A 14,817-nucleotide genomic window follows, 5' to 3' on the forward strand; every position below is an offset into this window, starting at 1 on the left:
TTCAAATGAAATCTAGATTCATAAAATCATTACTTTGGATGCTACCGCTGATATTTGGACTTATATCAATTGGCATTGGACGTTATCACGTAGATTTTATTGTACAAACTAAAATATTACTTTCACAAATAGTCCCTATAGAAAAGACGTGGACAAATATGGATGAAACGGTTGTAATGAATATCCGTCTTCCCCGTATTTTACTTGCAATGCTCATCGGCGGCGGTCTATCCATCGCCGGTGCTGCATTCCAAGGAATGTTTGCGAATCCTTTAGTCAGTCCTGACATTTTAGGTGTTTCTGCCGGTGCTGGATTCGGTGCGTCTATTGGAATATTACTCTTTGGTAATGGTTTTACAATGCAAATTTTCTCACTACTGATGGGAATGTTAGCCATTGGATTCGCATTTCTTATCGGTGGTTCCAAACGAGATATGCCTATTTTTATGCTAGTGTTAGCAGGGGTTGTAACAAGCGCCTTATTTCAAGCTCTTATTTCACTAGTGAAGTTTCTAGCTGATCCAGAAGAAAAGCTGCCCTCCATTACCTATTGGCTGATGGGCAGCCTCGGAACAGCAAGCTATTCAGATTTATTAATTGGTGGTCCACTCATATTAATAGGAATCATCATTTTATATATCTTACGTTGGCGTTTAAATATTTTATCGCTTTCTGAAGATGAAGCAAAATCGCTTGGGATATCGGTAGCGAAGATGAAATGGCTTGTAATTTTAGGGGCAACGTTAATTACATCTTCTGCAGTCGCAATAGCAGGAATCATAGGCTGGGTTGGTTTAATTATCCCACATATTGCCCGAATGCTTGTTGGTAGTAATAATCAGTATGTATTGCCTGCATCCATCTCAATTGGTGCGATGTATTTGTTAATTATTGATAATTTAGCGAGAAGTTTAACCGCAGCAGAAATACCATTATCGATCTTAACAGCAATTGTCGGGGCACCTTTTTTTGCGTATTTATTACGAAAAACAGGAGGTGGCTGGAGTTGATTTTACAAATAAAAGATGGCAACTATTTTTATAAAAAATCAAATCATGGCAATGAACAAAAGTATTTATACCATAACGATATCAACTTTGAACTACAGCCTGGGGAAATTATGTCCATTCTCGGCCCAAACGGTGCGGGAAAAACGACAATGCTAAAGTGTATAATGGGGTTGTTGAGATGGAAAAAGGGAGAAACTTTATTAGGTGGGAAACCTCTTTCTAGCTATAGTCGAAAGGAAGTATGGCAAACTATTGGTTATGTACCACAAGCATCTAAAATGACATTTGGCTATTCTATTTTAGATTTAGTAATAATGGGGCGTGCATTGTTACTTCATACTTACGCACAACCATCTGAAGTCGATAGAAAAGCTGCACTAGATGCACTCGATATGGTAGGTATTCAACACCTAGCAGAACAGCCGTGCACAGCTGTTAGTGGTGGGGAACTACAACTTGCATTGATTGCTCGTACATTGGTATCAGAACCTAAAATTTTAGTATTGGATGAGCCAGAATCGCATCTAGATATTCATAAGCAGAAAATTATATTACAAACGATTAAAAAGCTTGTGAAAGAACGTGGGCTAGCATGTGTTATCAATACACATTACGCAAATCATGCATTTTATTTTGGAGATAAAGTGCTCATGGTTGCTAAAGACCAACCAATTATTACAGGTCCAGTATCTGAGTTGATGACAGAAGAAAACATATTAAATTACTTCCATATCGAAGTGACTAAGCTACTTCATAAGGTTGATGGACATGTATACGAAACAATAATACCAAAATATTTCGGTATAGATTACGATATTAATTGATGATATTGGTAAAGCAGATGTTCTGACAACCAATTCAGCACATCTGCATTTTTATTATAAACCAAATAGAAAATGTTCGCCTTTTTGAACAACAATATCCAGGAATTAATCAGCTACACAGTTTCTTTTCAATCCGAGTACAAATTTAAAATTCACTTTCCTCACTTCTCAGATTTCTTATATTTACAAAGAATGCATTGCAGTGGGGATAGGGATAAAAGCAGCCCTGCTAGTAAGATGTGAAGTGACCCAGTAAATTGAGACAAGGAAAAAGCACCTCCTGAATCGTATTTCCAATATGATTCGAAGGGGGTGCTTCTTTATGGGCACAGGCATTTTTGAAGAAACTTCTGTAAACGAGCTAGGAACAATGCAAGGTGGTATCCTCTCTCCACTGCTCGCCAATGAGTACCTGGATATCTTTGACCAATGGGTGGCTTACCAGTGGATAGAAAAACCAACAAAATACATCTATACAAGGCAGAGCAACAAACTAGCTTCACTCAGACGAACAAAAATCCTTAAAAACAAGATTTCGGCTACAGCAAACTTGTATAGGTCAGATATCCTCATTGGGGAGACTGGTGTTGTTGAGGACTGTATCACGTTTCTTAGACGTCACCCCACAGAAATATTACCTGGCTTAGTAGTAAAGGGGATTTCTAAAGTCATGATAGAGGCTATATTGATCGGAAGTTCTATCCTATTAATTGGTGTGTTGACAGGGCAACACACATTATCAAGACGTATGAAACAATAAAAATAATAATAAATTGAGGAAATAGACTTATTCCGTAAGGTTTGTCAATTTTCTATATTCAATTTTGTATCTCTATTAAAAAAATGGTCGGATCAGTTGCTATTTAGCTTCTATTTTTTCTAGATAAGTGAGAGTGACGAATTGACCGGTCAAAATAAGTCACTATCTATTACAAATAAGGTTGGGGGAAAGCAAAATGGCAAGAAAAACGTTTAACAGGGATCTTAATCTCCATCGTTAATATAATTTGCATCTTCTGCTACGTTTACTTTTTTATCGAGAATATTTACATCTTTTAGCTTTTGGGGATTCGCTAATAAAATGGTAAGTTTTTTAAGTTCAGATAAAGGTTTGACTGATGTCACATTCGTCCCTCGAATATCTAAAAATCTAAGTTTTGAAAGAGAGCTTAATACATTAATATCCATTACGGCTGTGTTCATAAGTTGTAATCGTTCCAAGTTAGAAAACTGTTTTACTGGATCAATTGATTGAAGGGGATTATTGGATACATCTAGGAAAATAAGGTTACGTAGTGATTGTATAGAAGATAAATCCTTAATTTTATTTTTTCCCACAGTAATATACTGTAGAGATTCAAGATTTTTAAGGATGCTCAAGTCAGATAAATCGCCTTCTTCTAACGTGAGATTTGTAATTTTTGAGGATAACGAAGGGAGTTGTGAGGAGGAATTAATTACCTTTTCTTCCAAAAATACGAAACTTTTATTGCTGCTTACTCGTCAAAGAAAAGGATGAACCGAATTTTGATTGGGAGGTGTACGTAAATGAAAAAATTTTTTCTCTCGTTAGTTTTGATTGGAATATTAAGTGGATGTACAGTTCCTACTCAAGGTGAGATACATCAGGGAGGGGCACAATCTGAGGAAAAACAAACAGATAAATCTACCATTGAAAAACTTGTTATACAAAGAGGACATGACATTTTTGAGTTCAAAAAGCCCTCACAAAATATGGGGATTTTAGTAAATGCTATGGATTTATTTCGCCTAACATATCGAAAAAGTGATGAGAATATAGTAGTGAAAAACGAACGAGAATTAGGATTCCTTCAAGAAAGCCAAGAAGAAGGAACCAGTCAGAACGACTATACGTATGTTAGAGTCATACAGACTCCCTTTATTCCAGAAGAGGGTGTAAATGCATTTCCTAGAAAAGATATTGTACTTTATATTAATCAACAGTCTCAAAACGATGTTTTTATTGGTGTACAAAACCCAAATAAACTGGATGAATGGGAGGTTTATATAGTGAAGGGCTATGGTACTTGGCTAAAAAAAGAAATTGATTTATATATATCCCTATACAAGGGACTTTAAAAAGAAAGGAAGCACCCTTTGGTGCTTCCTTTCTTTTTTATATATCACTTCGTCTACGTAGTGTATCAAGATAGTCTATTACTTCATCATAGTATTGATCGCCGCCACCACCATATCCAGCATCTGAAATGAATCGAATACATTTTTCTGAATTAGGTTGGTCTGTATTTTTCAGATAATTAATCAACTTAGAATAGCGTGCATTATTTTGAAAGAACTTTTACTTTAAGGGGTGCACTTCATGGATTAGAATGGCTTTTTAATTTAACCAGCAAAGAAAGTCAGTAACAAGGAATAGTTCAACTCCTATCATGCATGATATAATTTTCTTGTTATACATATTTTTATGAAAATAAAGAATAATTGTATAGTATTTTTGGTAAATCATAGATCGAATTCATATCTCGAAAGAAGGAGAGGGAAACATGAAACGTGAACCTAAACTTACTGACATTGAAAAAGAGTTACTTCAGGAAAATGGCATAGATGAACAAAGTGGAGCATTACTAAAGGATATTGTCAGAACCAATTTGTTTCAACTTACCCATCATCCCGTAGAGGAGAGGGTCAAAGGAATTCGATTAATACCTATGATTTGATAGCTGATATGAGAGGTTCTGATCAATACGATATCATTAAGACAATGGGCACCAATGGTATTAACTTTGATAATTTTTATGGTGGGACTAATTTCTATGTTTATTTACAATCTTGACATCTTATCATGAATGGAGTGCTATACTTGTCTATTGCTGTAGTAACGGGATTTATAGCCGTTTTTATTGTACTAATTTGCTTACTTGTTTTTTTGATTATGAGACAAAATCAATTACATAAGGTATCAAAGAAAAATGTACTGACTACCTGTAAGGTTTGCCAAAAACAGATTGCAGTAAAGGCTGAGATTTGCCCACACTGTGGAAAACGACTTAAAATTTCGCCAGTGATGGGCTGTCTGATTTTCCTTCTTATTTTGGGATTAATAGGGGGAGTAGGTATTACTGTTGTTAATTTTACAGTACCTAAAAATGTTACTAGTAAACCAGCTAGTGTGGGTCGATTATTTTGGGATGAATCAATAGCCATATACAATATGCTAGATAGAAAAATAAGCTATAATACGGGCACAAACTCTGAGGAATCACAATTTATTTTTGACTATATAGGCAGATACGGCATCAATAATTTAACAACTGATGAACTTACCATATACTCTTATGTTTTGGATGTAATCAAGACACATCAAGATCAGCAGGAGGGAGACACAAATGTTGTAAACTCGCAAAAATTTGTAGAAGCGAAGTCGAAGTTACAAGATATTTTCGGAAAGTAACTGTATTTTATCGGTATCAGCTTAACTCTCCTTGATTCTTATAAATTCCCCCTTCAAGTAAACAGGAAAAGATATTCTTATTACCGTCTACTCAAAGGGGGTTTTTTATCAAATACCTACATTAGTCCCGTTACTTGTCCATTCTTATCTAGATGAATATGCTGAGCGGCAGGTACTTTTGGCAAACCTGGCATGGTCAATACATTGCCTGTAAGAACAACGATAAATCCAGCTCCGGCGGAAAGACGAATTTCGCTTACATTCACTACGAAATCCGTAGGAGCTCCTAATAAGTTCGCTTGATCTGAGAAAGAATAAGGAGTTTTAGCCATGCAAACAGGCAAGTCCGACAACCCTAACTCTTCAATTTTACGTAACGTCTTTATAGCTGCTGGTGAGAAAGAAACATCAGAGCCACGATAGATTTCTCCCACAATCGTCTTGATTTTATCTGTTATGGGTTTGTTTAATTCATACAATGGCTTATATTCAGAAGGTATTCCCTCCAGTACGCTGACTAGCTTCTCAGCAAGTTCCACACCGCCAGCACCACCATCTGCCCACACATTTGATACTGCCGCTTCTATACCGAGAGTCTGACATTTCTCTTTGACAAAAGCGACCTCTTCAGAAAAATCTGTCGCAAAATGATTAATCGCAACCACCACAGGTACACCAAATTTTTTCAAGTTCTCGATGTGACGCTGTACGTTAGAAAAACCAGCTTCCAAAGCAGGCAGGTTGGCCTTTTGCAACTCGTCTTTTTTTACACCGCCGTTATATTTAAGTGCTTTTACAGTAACGACTAATACAGCGGCTTGAGGCGTGAGACCTGCTTTTCTACATTTGATATCAAAGAATTTTTCAGCGCCAAGATCAGCACCAAATCCAGCTTCCGTCACTACATAATCGGCTAGCTTTAGAGCTAGTTTTGTACCAATTACACTGCTACAACCATGAGCGATATTGGCAAAAGGCCCCCCATGCACAATGACAGGAGTTCCTTCGATGGTTTGTACCAAATTAGGCTTAATTGCTTCTTTTAAGAGTACAGTCATAGCCTCGATCGCTTCTAATTGCTTAGCTGTGACTGGCTGATCATCCAAGTCATAACCGATAATGATTCGACCTAGACGCTCTTTTAAATCTTCCAAACTTTCGCTTAAACAAAGGATCGCCATAATCTCTGATGCTGTGGTGATCATGAAGCCATCCTCACGAACTACGCCATTCGCATCACCTAATCCAACTACAATATGTCGAAGTGAACGATCGTTCATGTCGAGTGCTCGTTTCCAGACGATTTTACTTGGGTTAAGGCGAAGGGAATTATGTTGAAAAAGATGATTATCAATAAGAGCAGATAATAGATTATGCGCTGCTGTAATGGCATGAATATCGCCTGTAAAATGTAGATTGATATCTTCTGCTGGCATTATTTGAGCATTACCACTGCCTGTAGCTCCGCCTTTCATACCCATGCATGGACCTAGTGAAGGCTCACGTAAGGCAGCTATCGTTTTTTTACCAATATGATTTAATGCTTGAGAAAGTCCAATGGTTGTTAGTGTTTTACCTTCTCCAGCTGGTGTAGGATTCATGGCAGTCACCAACACTAATTTACCATCTGGTTGATCCTTTCGTTTTTCCCATGCGTCTAATGAAAGCTTAGCTTTATATTTCCCATAAAGCTCTAGATCATCTTCTGTAATACCTAGGTGATTTGCAACTTCCACAATCGGCTTCATATGCTACCTCCTCTTACGTTAGGTGATATTCTGTCCATCCATACCATTATATCTTTACTACAGGTAAGGAGAAAATGAAAATTACCCTTGGAAAGAGAAGCAAAGTGTTTTTTTCTTCCACTACTTTCGATCTGACAGCTGGTCAACCTGTTATGAAAACATAAGCTGATGAAAAAGACGAAAGGGAATCATAATAAAAATAAGGAAGTTAAAATCACTACTTACATTTAACTGTAGACAAAAACATCTATTGTCTATTATTATATAAACAAATAAAAATAACGTTTGATTTGCAACTAGATCATCTCTGGAAGCCATATCTTACAGTAGAAAGGAAAATCATTATGTCCACAAGCAGAAAAGCGGAATTAAAACGCCAATACAAAGAAACAAAGCCAATAGGAGGAGTGTATCAAATTAAAAACATTCAAAACCAAAAGATATTTGTAGGAAGTACTCCCAATTTAAAGATGATGAATGGTCGATTATTTCAATTAAAAGCAGGCTCTCATCCAAATAAGCAGCTACAACAGGAATGGAATGAATATGGAGAGGAGGCTTTTATTTTTGAAGTTTTGGAAGAGCTAAAGGAAAAAACGGAGGGATATTTTGATCCTGCTGATGAACTAAACAAGATGTACGAAAAATGGTTGGTAAAACTACAACCGTATGGGGAAGCCGGGTATCATAATGTAGCTCAGTAAGTGATGAAACAAAGAGCAAGTTTTTCGCCAATTGGAGATACCCCTGAGGAAAATGTAATACGATACATCTTTCACGTGAAGTTTTTTCATAGGAGAAACCATTCTTTAGTTATACCACCAGCTTTTTAAGAATAAAAATTTTCAACAGGGGATACATAGGGATAGCAAACCTGTGACTATCTCTTTTTTCTTTCAAAAATAGGGGGAAACATGGTGGAAACAATAAAACAACCGCATATTTTTTCACATACGTTTATTCGCGTTATTCTTTTATCAGGTATTTTTCTCCAGATTGGTACGTGGGTGCGTAATTTTGCTGTACTTCTCTATGTCATGGAGATTACAAATAATGACCCGTATGTTGTCTCTTTGATATCAGTGGCGGAGTTTGCCCCCATCTTTATCTTTTCATTTATTGGTGGAACATTTGCCGATCGTTGGAGACCCAAGAGAACAATGGTATGGTGCGACATCTTAAGTGCTATTTCTGTTTTTTGTGTATTAGGAACGCTTATGTTTGGATCATGGAAGGTTATCTTCTTTGTTACATTGTTCTCAGCGATCTTGTCGCAATTCTCACAGCCGTCCGCAATGAAACTGTTTAAACAGCATGTACCAGCTGAACAAATGCAAGCGGGAATGGCTATGTTTCAAACTCTAGTAGCGATCTTTATGATTCTTGGTCCAGCGATTGGAACAATGGTATATCAAAGCTTTGGTATTACAATATCGATTGGTGTAACAGGGGTTGCCTTTTTATTATCAGCAGCCGTCCTGTATCAATTACCAAAAGATCATCAACCTGAACAGAACTCTAATCAAACAAGCTTACTGCAAGAAATGGGAGACGGCTTACGTTACGTATGGTCTAAATTTGTCTTACGCCGGTTAAGCATTTGTTTCATAGCAGTGGGTCTGGCAGTAGGTCTTATCCAGCCATTAGGTATTTTTGTAGTTGTAGAACAATTAGGTTTACCCAAAGAGAATTTACAATGGTTATTTACAACGACTGGAGTAGCTATGTTACTTGGCGGGGCATTGGTAATGACTCTCTCGAAAAAAATCTCACCGCAAAAACTGCTAGCACTGGGACTTTTGAGCAGTGCGTTTTCCGTATTTGGTATTAGTTTTACGCAGAGCTTCTGGGTTGTGTTGATCTTCCAATTTGTAAATGGACTGTTTTTCCCCTGTATTCAAATTGGAATTAATACCATGATTTTGTTTTCCTCTGAACAAAAATTTGTTGGGAGGGTAAACGGGGTTCTTAGTCCCTTATTTTCAGGAATGATGGTCGTAACGATGAGTTTAGCTGGGGTGGTGAAAGAATCAGTTTCTCTACAAGCAAGCTATCAAATTGCTGGATTATTATTTGTAACTGCGGTTTGTGTAGTGATTCCCTTATTTAAAATGCAATTGCAAAAACAAACGGATACGAGAGAGTCATTGGCAGAGCAAGAAGAGATAGTGGACAGCCAACCCTAACGAGAAGCACCAGACGAGCGTAAAGATTCATGAGATTTATCAGTGCATAAAAGCTCTGCATAATGACTCAAGTTCAATAATATCAAATAATTGGTAATTTTCTAACTTAAATAAAAAGGTTTCAACGGAGCGCAAACTCCAGTTGAAACCTCTTCCTTTATTATTGGCACCATTCCTGTACTTGCCACACTTGCGTTATCCATTCTTCATAGAACGCAGGTTCATGAGAAACAAGTAATATTGTTCCCCTATATTGCTTGAGTGCTTCTTTAAAAGCATCTTTTGAGCCAGCATCCAAATGATTCGTCGGTTCATCTAACACGAGTACGTTGCTGTTTGTTAGCATGAGCTCGCATAACCTGACCTTTGCTTGTTCCCCACCGCTCAATGAGCAGAGTCTTTGGCGAATATGTTGTTCAGTAAGACCAGATCTAGCTAGCTCCTGCCTAATTTCTTTTTGGGTTAAATCAGGTCGCAATGACCAGACTTGCTCAAGTGGTGTTTGATTCGAAGACAACCCTTCTTGTGAAAAATAAGCTGGTTTTACTCGTTCTCCGATTAGTACATTGCCACTTAATGGTTGCAAATATCCTAATAGTGTTCGAAGCATGGTAGATTTACCTATACCGTTGTAGCCCACAATCGCTATTTTTTCACCGCGGTTTACTCGTAAATCAATTGGCCCCAATAATGGTTCTGTATATCCGATTTGTAAATTCTGTGCTTCTAAAATCTGGCTTACTGGCTCCGATTGAATATGAAAAATAAAGCGTGGTTGTGTCGTTGAGGTTGGTTTCCCAACGCGAGCCATTCTTTCTAATGCTTTCTCACGGCTCTTTGCTTGTTTGGCTTTGCGAACACGATTTTTTTCAATAAAATTCTCTAGCCTGGTTATTTCCTTTTGTTGCCTTTCATATGCATTTTGTAGCTGTAGTTTACTTTGTGCATAGCTTGTTACGAAATAATCATAGTTCCCTGTGTATCGTTTGATCGTCTGATGTTCTAAATGATAATTGGTAGTTGTAATTTCATTGAGAAATCTTTCATCATGCGAGACCACAAAATAGGCATGCTTATAGCTTTTTAAATAATTGGTAAGCCAAGCTATATGCACGTCGTCAAGATAGTTTGTTGGCTCATCGAGTAACAAAGCATGAGGCTCTTCTAATAAAAGCTTTCCTAACAATAACTTTGTTCGCTGACCACCGCTTAGCTTTTCAACATCACGATCCATACCGAGTTCAGTAATTCCTAATCCAGAAGCGATTTCTTCAATTTTGGCTTCTATATGATAAAAGTCAGAGTGATCAAGAATACTTTGCAACTCACCATAGCGAGCTAGCAGTTGTTCAAGGTTATTACTGGGGATAGCCATTTCCTCTGTTAATGCTAGCATCATTTTCTCTATCTCATACAGATGGGTAAAAGCACCTTGTAAATACTGCAAAATAGTTGTACCAGCTTGTAAATGAATATGCTGCTGTAGGTAACCAATCTTGAGATGAGAAAGCCACTCAACTTTCCCTGAATCAGGGAGTAGTTCGCCTGCTAAAATTCGAAGCAGTGTTGATTTTCCCGCTCCGTTGCTTCCAACAAGACCAGCATGTTCCCCTTGAAGTAATCGAAAGCTTATATTTTGAAAGATAATGTTATCACCATACATCTGTGTAACATTTTGAACTGTTAACATACTCATTAGACATTCTCTCCTTCTTGTTTCACATGGAAAGCCAACGAGAGAACAGTATGATAAAAATAATATTCAATTAGCTGAACATAAAAAATGGGTAAGGCGAATATACCTTACCCACTACCAAATAATGTTAGTAAGAAAGGAATACGATTCTTTATCTACTGTCCTCGGATTGGCTAACGAAAAATGGGCAGACTTCTCCCGTAGTAAGCCTAATCTCTTAGAAGAACAGTCGATAAAATCATCATATCCTTTTCTACACCTCATTATCATTTCATATTTGTTATACACTTACAGTATATGTAAATGTTTGTTGTCATGTCAAGATAATAGAACGGTTATTGCATTGCTTTTATTGCTGGGCTTCCTTCTTAAATGGATGAAAAAAAGTCTTAGGAATATCTGTTTCAAAACGCAGCAGTTCTCCTGTACTAGGGTGTACAAAAGCTAAGACTCGTGCGTGTAGCCCTAATCGACCGATTGGTTTTGATTTAGCGCCGTATTTCTTATCACCTACAATAGGATGTCCTATATCTTCCATATGGACACGGATTTGATTTTTGCGGCCTGTCTCTAGTTGAACTTCTAGCAAGGAGAAATTCCGATCAGACTGAAGCAATTTGTAGTGAGTAACAGCATGCTGTCCATCATTTGGATAATGACTGGAATACATTTTTAATGTACTACTTTCTTTTAGCCATGATGAAATAGTTCCGGCCTGTTTCTTAACGTTTCCTTCAACAAGAGCAACATACAGACGTTCTTTGACACTGTCTTTCCAAGAGTTTTGAAGTGCCTGTTGAACATGTTCATTTTTAGCGAACATCATAACACCAGACGTGTCTCGATCTAGGCGGTGCACCACAAAAATTCTATTTTTAGGATTCTCAACACGAACATAGGTCATTAATTGACGATAGACGGTTAATTCTTTCTCTTGTGGAGAAGCAATAGATAGCAAGCCAGCCTCTTTTTGGATAACAATGACATCATCATCTTCAAATAAAATTTTAATTCCAATCATAGGTGGTGTTTCAGAAACCTTTTTATTCTGTAGGGAGACCGTTTGTCCAGGATGCAATACATGATTATGAGTCGTCACCACTCGGTCGTTTACTAATACCTGACCGCGTGTTAACAGGGATTTAATAGAGTTCCGGCTGAGATGTGTAATATGCTGTAATAAAAACGGTAGTAATTCAGATGGTTCTTTGACCGTATATTGTTTGGCTGGGGCCTGACTTTTACTGGTAAATTTGCTGTTGTTTTTAGTTACGTGTTTTTTGGGATGGTTCCTTCTATTATTCATGAGATAAACCTCTTTCTTAGAAACTACAATATAAGCTACACGAATTGTAACCGATAGTCTCTATACTAACAAATAAAAAACGATCCACCAAGCAAAACGGGTTTTTACTATGAGAAATGAAAGGCCCTGTGAAGCAGAATGCTAGTGGCAACTAGGATATACCTGAAAAAGATTCTCTTCCTATAAGTGTCTGCTTAGAAATAATTACTACTTAGCAATATTCAAGCTTTTTTCTTTCCCTGTCTTCTTCATTTTTGTTATAATGGTGCTTAAGCCAATTAAGGGAGTGTTACGAAAAGATGGATGCATTGTTTGACCAATTGAAAGAATATCTAAACATGGATACAGAAATCTCTTTCCTTGAATTTGATAAGTATTATAAAGATGTATTGGTATTTTTAGATACTGAATGGACAAACTTGAACGAAGAGGATACCATGCGTATGATCTTCATTCTTGATAACTTAAAAGCGAACAGCGAAGAGCGTTCTAAGCGTAAAGGGAAAGAATCCAAGAAATTCGCTAAAATTGCTGAACGCACAAATATTTGGGCGCAAGTAATGATTAAACGTATGAAAGAATTCGGTTTAAACGACGAAGAGATCGGCAAGCGTTACGAGGCAATTTACGAAGCTGTGTAGGTATGCGTACTTACCAGAGCTTACTTACTTGTTAAGGTTATTTGAGGTCTGATTCCTTATGGGAGTCAGGCTTTTTTCTGTTATGGGGCCAGCTTATGAACAAGAAACCTTACAAAAATTTAAGGTTTCTGTAAGACTTTTCAATAGGTCATGGTAAGGATTTTGGACTACAATTAGGTTACAACGAGGAAAAAGTCGAAACATGTCAAAGAAAATAACGTCCTATAAGAAGAAAGGAGGCAGCAATCATGAATCATGTCTTACAAGGAACTGCACAACCGTTAAAACAGAGCAAGCCTAAAACCTGGCGTACCAGAGTACCAAAGTGGTTAGTGATACTGTTGATTGCTGCGCTTTTCTTACAGATTATTGCATATTCTATTGTAACCATAGCAGGTACTTATTTAATTGACCAACAGATCTTAACCAAGACGGTAGGTAGTAGTTTAGGAGGCCAGGGCACGTATGTTGCTACAGATGAAATGCCTGCCTATCTGAAGGATGCTTTTATCGCAATTGAAGACCATCGCTACTATTACCATAAAGGAATTGATTACATTGCATTTGGACGTGCCTTATGGATTAACACGATGTCAGAGAGTAAGCGGCAGGGTGGTAGCACGATCAGCATGCAACTAGCTAGAAATTTATTTTTAACAAATGAGAAAACCTATACACGTAAGGTAAAAGAAGCCTTAATCGCGATGAATTTAGAACGTCAATTTTCTAAAGATGAAATAGTAGAGATGTATTTAAACAATATTTATTTTGGTCATGGAAAATACGGAATTGAAGCAGCAGCTCAACATTATTTTGGAAAGACGGTACGTCTACATGATCCAAAGCTAAAAACAATTAATGAGAGTGAAGCAGCTATGTTAGCAGCTTTACCAAAAGCACCAGAAAATTATTCGCCAATCAAATATCCTGATAAAGCAATGACCCGGCAACATGTGGTATTAAGTCGAATGAAAAAGCTTGGTTATATCACAGATAAGCAGGAACAGGATTTTTTGAAACAAAAAATAATTTTACCCACAACAGGCAATGAGCTATCCAGAGCCGCCTCGCAGTCATAACTGCGAGGTTTTTCAGTATAAAGAGGGGCAACATGTAATAGAGGCTTCCTTTCAAGGAATACGGTTTTCTTTTTACTCTATAAGATGTAGGTTAAGAGACTGCTTTTAGTCCAGTCACACCGACGACAATGATGATGAGACTGATGATACGTCCTATGCTTTTTGACTCGTTGAAAAAAATCATATTTACTAGTACCGCACCGGCTGTTCCAATACCAATCCAAACGGCATAGGCTACACTTAACTGAAGATAATTAAGAGATGCGTAGAGGAGGGCAAAAGATGTACCGAACCCTCCAAAGAAAAGAACTGTATTTATTAAAGATTTATTTATACTAAACTTTTTTAAGCCTATTACACCAATCAATTCAAATATTGCCGCTAGAAATACAAATAACCAACCCATAATTAAGCAACTCCTTTCCCTTGTGCGTCTTCGCCTTTATTGTCTGCAAGTTTTAATGAAATTACGCCGATGACTAGAAGACCCATAAATAGACCTTTTGCTAGACTGAATAACCCTTCAAAGATAAAAATGTCCATTAGGGCTGTACCTACTGTACCTGCTGCTGCGAAAATAGCATAAACTGTACCCGTTGGTAATGTTTCGCATGCCTTAGAGAGAAGGTAAAAATCTGCAATAATAATGACACCTACGATAGCCCAGTGCCACCATGTTGTTGCCACGTTAAATGCATAAACCCAAAACAATTCGAATAAACAAGTTAAAATGACATAAATCCAAGCTTTATTCATAAACAACCATTCCTTTTTTTAAAATGTTACATCACAAATTCAAATATGGACGGTAAAAATACAAAGAATCATTTAAGTAAGCAACTTCTTTTCCTTGTACGTCTTCGCTTTTATTGTCTGTAAGCTTTAATGAAATTA

General features: G+C 37.2%; 16 protein-coding genes. 10 read left to right on the forward strand and 6 right to left on the reverse strand.

Features of this window, described 5'->3' with window-relative positions:
- Positions 1-5: 5 nt before the first annotated feature.
- The 3 genes from BrL25_RS13740 to BrL25_RS13750 all read left to right on the forward strand — a co-directional run bounded on the left by BrL25_RS13740 (position 6) and on the right by BrL25_RS13750 (position 2,594).
- The gene (locus tag BrL25_RS13740; protein WP_018672409.1) at positions 6-1,010 is read left to right on the forward strand and encodes a FecCD family ABC transporter permease; all 1,005 of its coding nucleotides are present in this window, start codon (positions 6-8) and stop codon (positions 1,008-1,010) included.
- The gene (locus BrL25_RS13745; protein WP_018672410.1) at positions 1,007-1,834 is read left to right on the forward strand and encodes an ABC transporter ATP-binding protein; all 828 of its coding nucleotides are present in this window, start codon (positions 1,007-1,009) and stop codon (positions 1,832-1,834) included. Before BrL25_RS13740 ends, BrL25_RS13745 begins: the two co-directional genes overlap by 4 nt.
- Before the next feature lie 322 nt (positions 1,835-2,156).
- The gene (locus BrL25_RS13750; protein ID WP_018672411.1) at positions 2,157-2,594 is read left to right on the forward strand and encodes a hypothetical protein; all 438 of its coding nucleotides are present in this window, start codon (positions 2,157-2,159) and stop codon (positions 2,592-2,594) included.
- 224 nt (positions 2,595-2,818) lie between these two features.
- Here BrL25_RS13750 and BrL25_RS13755 read toward each other — a convergent pair whose 3' ends face one another.
- Complete coding sequence (locus tag BrL25_RS13755; RefSeq protein ID WP_018672412.1) at positions 2,819-3,307, reverse strand: leucine-rich repeat domain-containing protein; 489 nt, start codon at positions 3,305-3,307, stop codon at positions 2,819-2,821.
- Positions 3,308-3,382: 75 nt separating this feature from the next.
- On the opposite strand from BrL25_RS13755, the gene BrL25_RS13760 reads away from it, so the two are divergent.
- From BrL25_RS13760 to BrL25_RS13765, 3 genes are all read left to right on the forward strand, one after another.
- Positions 3,383-3,934, forward strand: a complete 552-nt coding sequence (locus BrL25_RS13760; RefSeq protein WP_018672413.1) for a hypothetical protein — start codon at positions 3,383-3,385, stop codon at positions 3,932-3,934.
- A 425-nt stretch (positions 3,935-4,359) separates the two neighbouring features.
- Complete coding sequence (locus BrL25_RS24810; protein WP_018672414.1) at positions 4,360-4,533, forward strand: hypothetical protein; 174 nt, start codon at positions 4,360-4,362, stop codon at positions 4,531-4,533.
- A 134-nt stretch (positions 4,534-4,667) separates the two neighbouring features.
- Positions 4,668-5,267: a zinc ribbon domain-containing protein gene (locus tag BrL25_RS13765; protein ID WP_169449957.1), complete on the forward strand. Its 600-nt coding sequence runs from the start codon at positions 4,668-4,670 to the stop codon at positions 5,265-5,267.
- A 116-nt stretch (positions 5,268-5,383) separates the two neighbouring features.
- Here the strand turns inward: BrL25_RS13765 and BrL25_RS13770 are convergent, their stop codons facing one another.
- Positions 5,384-7,015: a formate--tetrahydrofolate ligase gene (locus BrL25_RS13770; RefSeq protein ID WP_018672417.1), complete on the reverse strand. Its 1,632-nt coding sequence runs from the start codon at positions 7,013-7,015 to the stop codon at positions 5,384-5,386.
- 344 nt (positions 7,016-7,359) lie between these two features.
- Here BrL25_RS13770 and BrL25_RS13775 point away from each other — a divergent pair, with 344 nt between their 5' ends.
- Complete coding sequence (locus tag BrL25_RS13775) at positions 7,360-7,719, forward strand: GIY-YIG nuclease family protein (RefSeq protein WP_018672418.1); 360 nt, start codon at positions 7,360-7,362, stop codon at positions 7,717-7,719.
- 210 nt (positions 7,720-7,929) lie between these two features.
- Positions 7,930-9,201 (forward strand): MFS transporter, encoded by a 1,272-nt coding sequence (locus tag BrL25_RS13780; RefSeq protein WP_026315229.1) that lies wholly within the window; start codon positions 7,930-7,932, stop codon positions 9,199-9,201.
- A 160-nt stretch (positions 9,202-9,361) separates the two neighbouring features.
- On the opposite strand, the gene BrL25_RS13785 is transcribed toward BrL25_RS13780, so the two are convergent.
- On the reverse strand, positions 9,362-10,897 hold the full coding sequence (locus tag BrL25_RS13785) for an ABC-F family ATP-binding cassette domain-containing protein (RefSeq protein ID WP_018672420.1): 1,536 nt from the start codon (positions 10,895-10,897) through the stop codon (positions 9,362-9,364).
- Between the two features lie 349 nt (positions 10,898-11,246).
- Positions 11,247-12,203, reverse strand: a complete 957-nt coding sequence (locus tag BrL25_RS13790; protein WP_018672421.1) for an RluA family pseudouridine synthase — start codon at positions 12,201-12,203, stop codon at positions 11,247-11,249.
- Between the two features lie 299 nt (positions 12,204-12,502).
- On the opposite strand from BrL25_RS13790, the gene BrL25_RS13795 reads away from it, so the two are divergent.
- Together BrL25_RS13795 and BrL25_RS13800 are read left to right on the forward strand one after the other, a co-directional pair.
- Complete coding sequence (locus BrL25_RS13795; RefSeq protein WP_018672422.1) at positions 12,503-12,844, forward strand: hypothetical protein; 342 nt, start codon at positions 12,503-12,505, stop codon at positions 12,842-12,844.
- 248 nt (positions 12,845-13,092) lie between these two features.
- On the forward strand, positions 13,093-13,923 hold the full coding sequence (locus tag BrL25_RS13800) for a transglycosylase domain-containing protein (RefSeq protein ID WP_018672423.1): 831 nt from the start codon (positions 13,093-13,095) through the stop codon (positions 13,921-13,923).
- 91 nt (positions 13,924-14,014) lie between these two features.
- Here the strand turns inward: BrL25_RS13800 and BrL25_RS13805 are convergent, their stop codons facing one another.
- Positions 14,015-14,329, reverse strand: a complete 315-nt coding sequence (locus BrL25_RS13805; RefSeq protein ID WP_018672424.1) for a DMT family transporter — start codon at positions 14,327-14,329, stop codon at positions 14,015-14,017.
- Between the two features lie 2 nt (positions 14,330-14,331).
- On the reverse strand, positions 14,332-14,679 hold the full coding sequence (locus tag BrL25_RS13810) for a DMT family transporter (protein WP_018672425.1): 348 nt from the start codon (positions 14,677-14,679) through the stop codon (positions 14,332-14,334).
- Between the last annotated feature and the right edge of the window lie 138 nt (positions 14,680-14,817).

Origin of the sequence: Brevibacillus laterosporus DSM 25 (assembly GCF_002706795.1) — a bacterium.
Taxonomy (GTDB): domain Bacteria; phylum Bacillota; class Bacilli; order Brevibacillales; family Brevibacillaceae; genus Brevibacillus_B; species Brevibacillus_B laterosporus.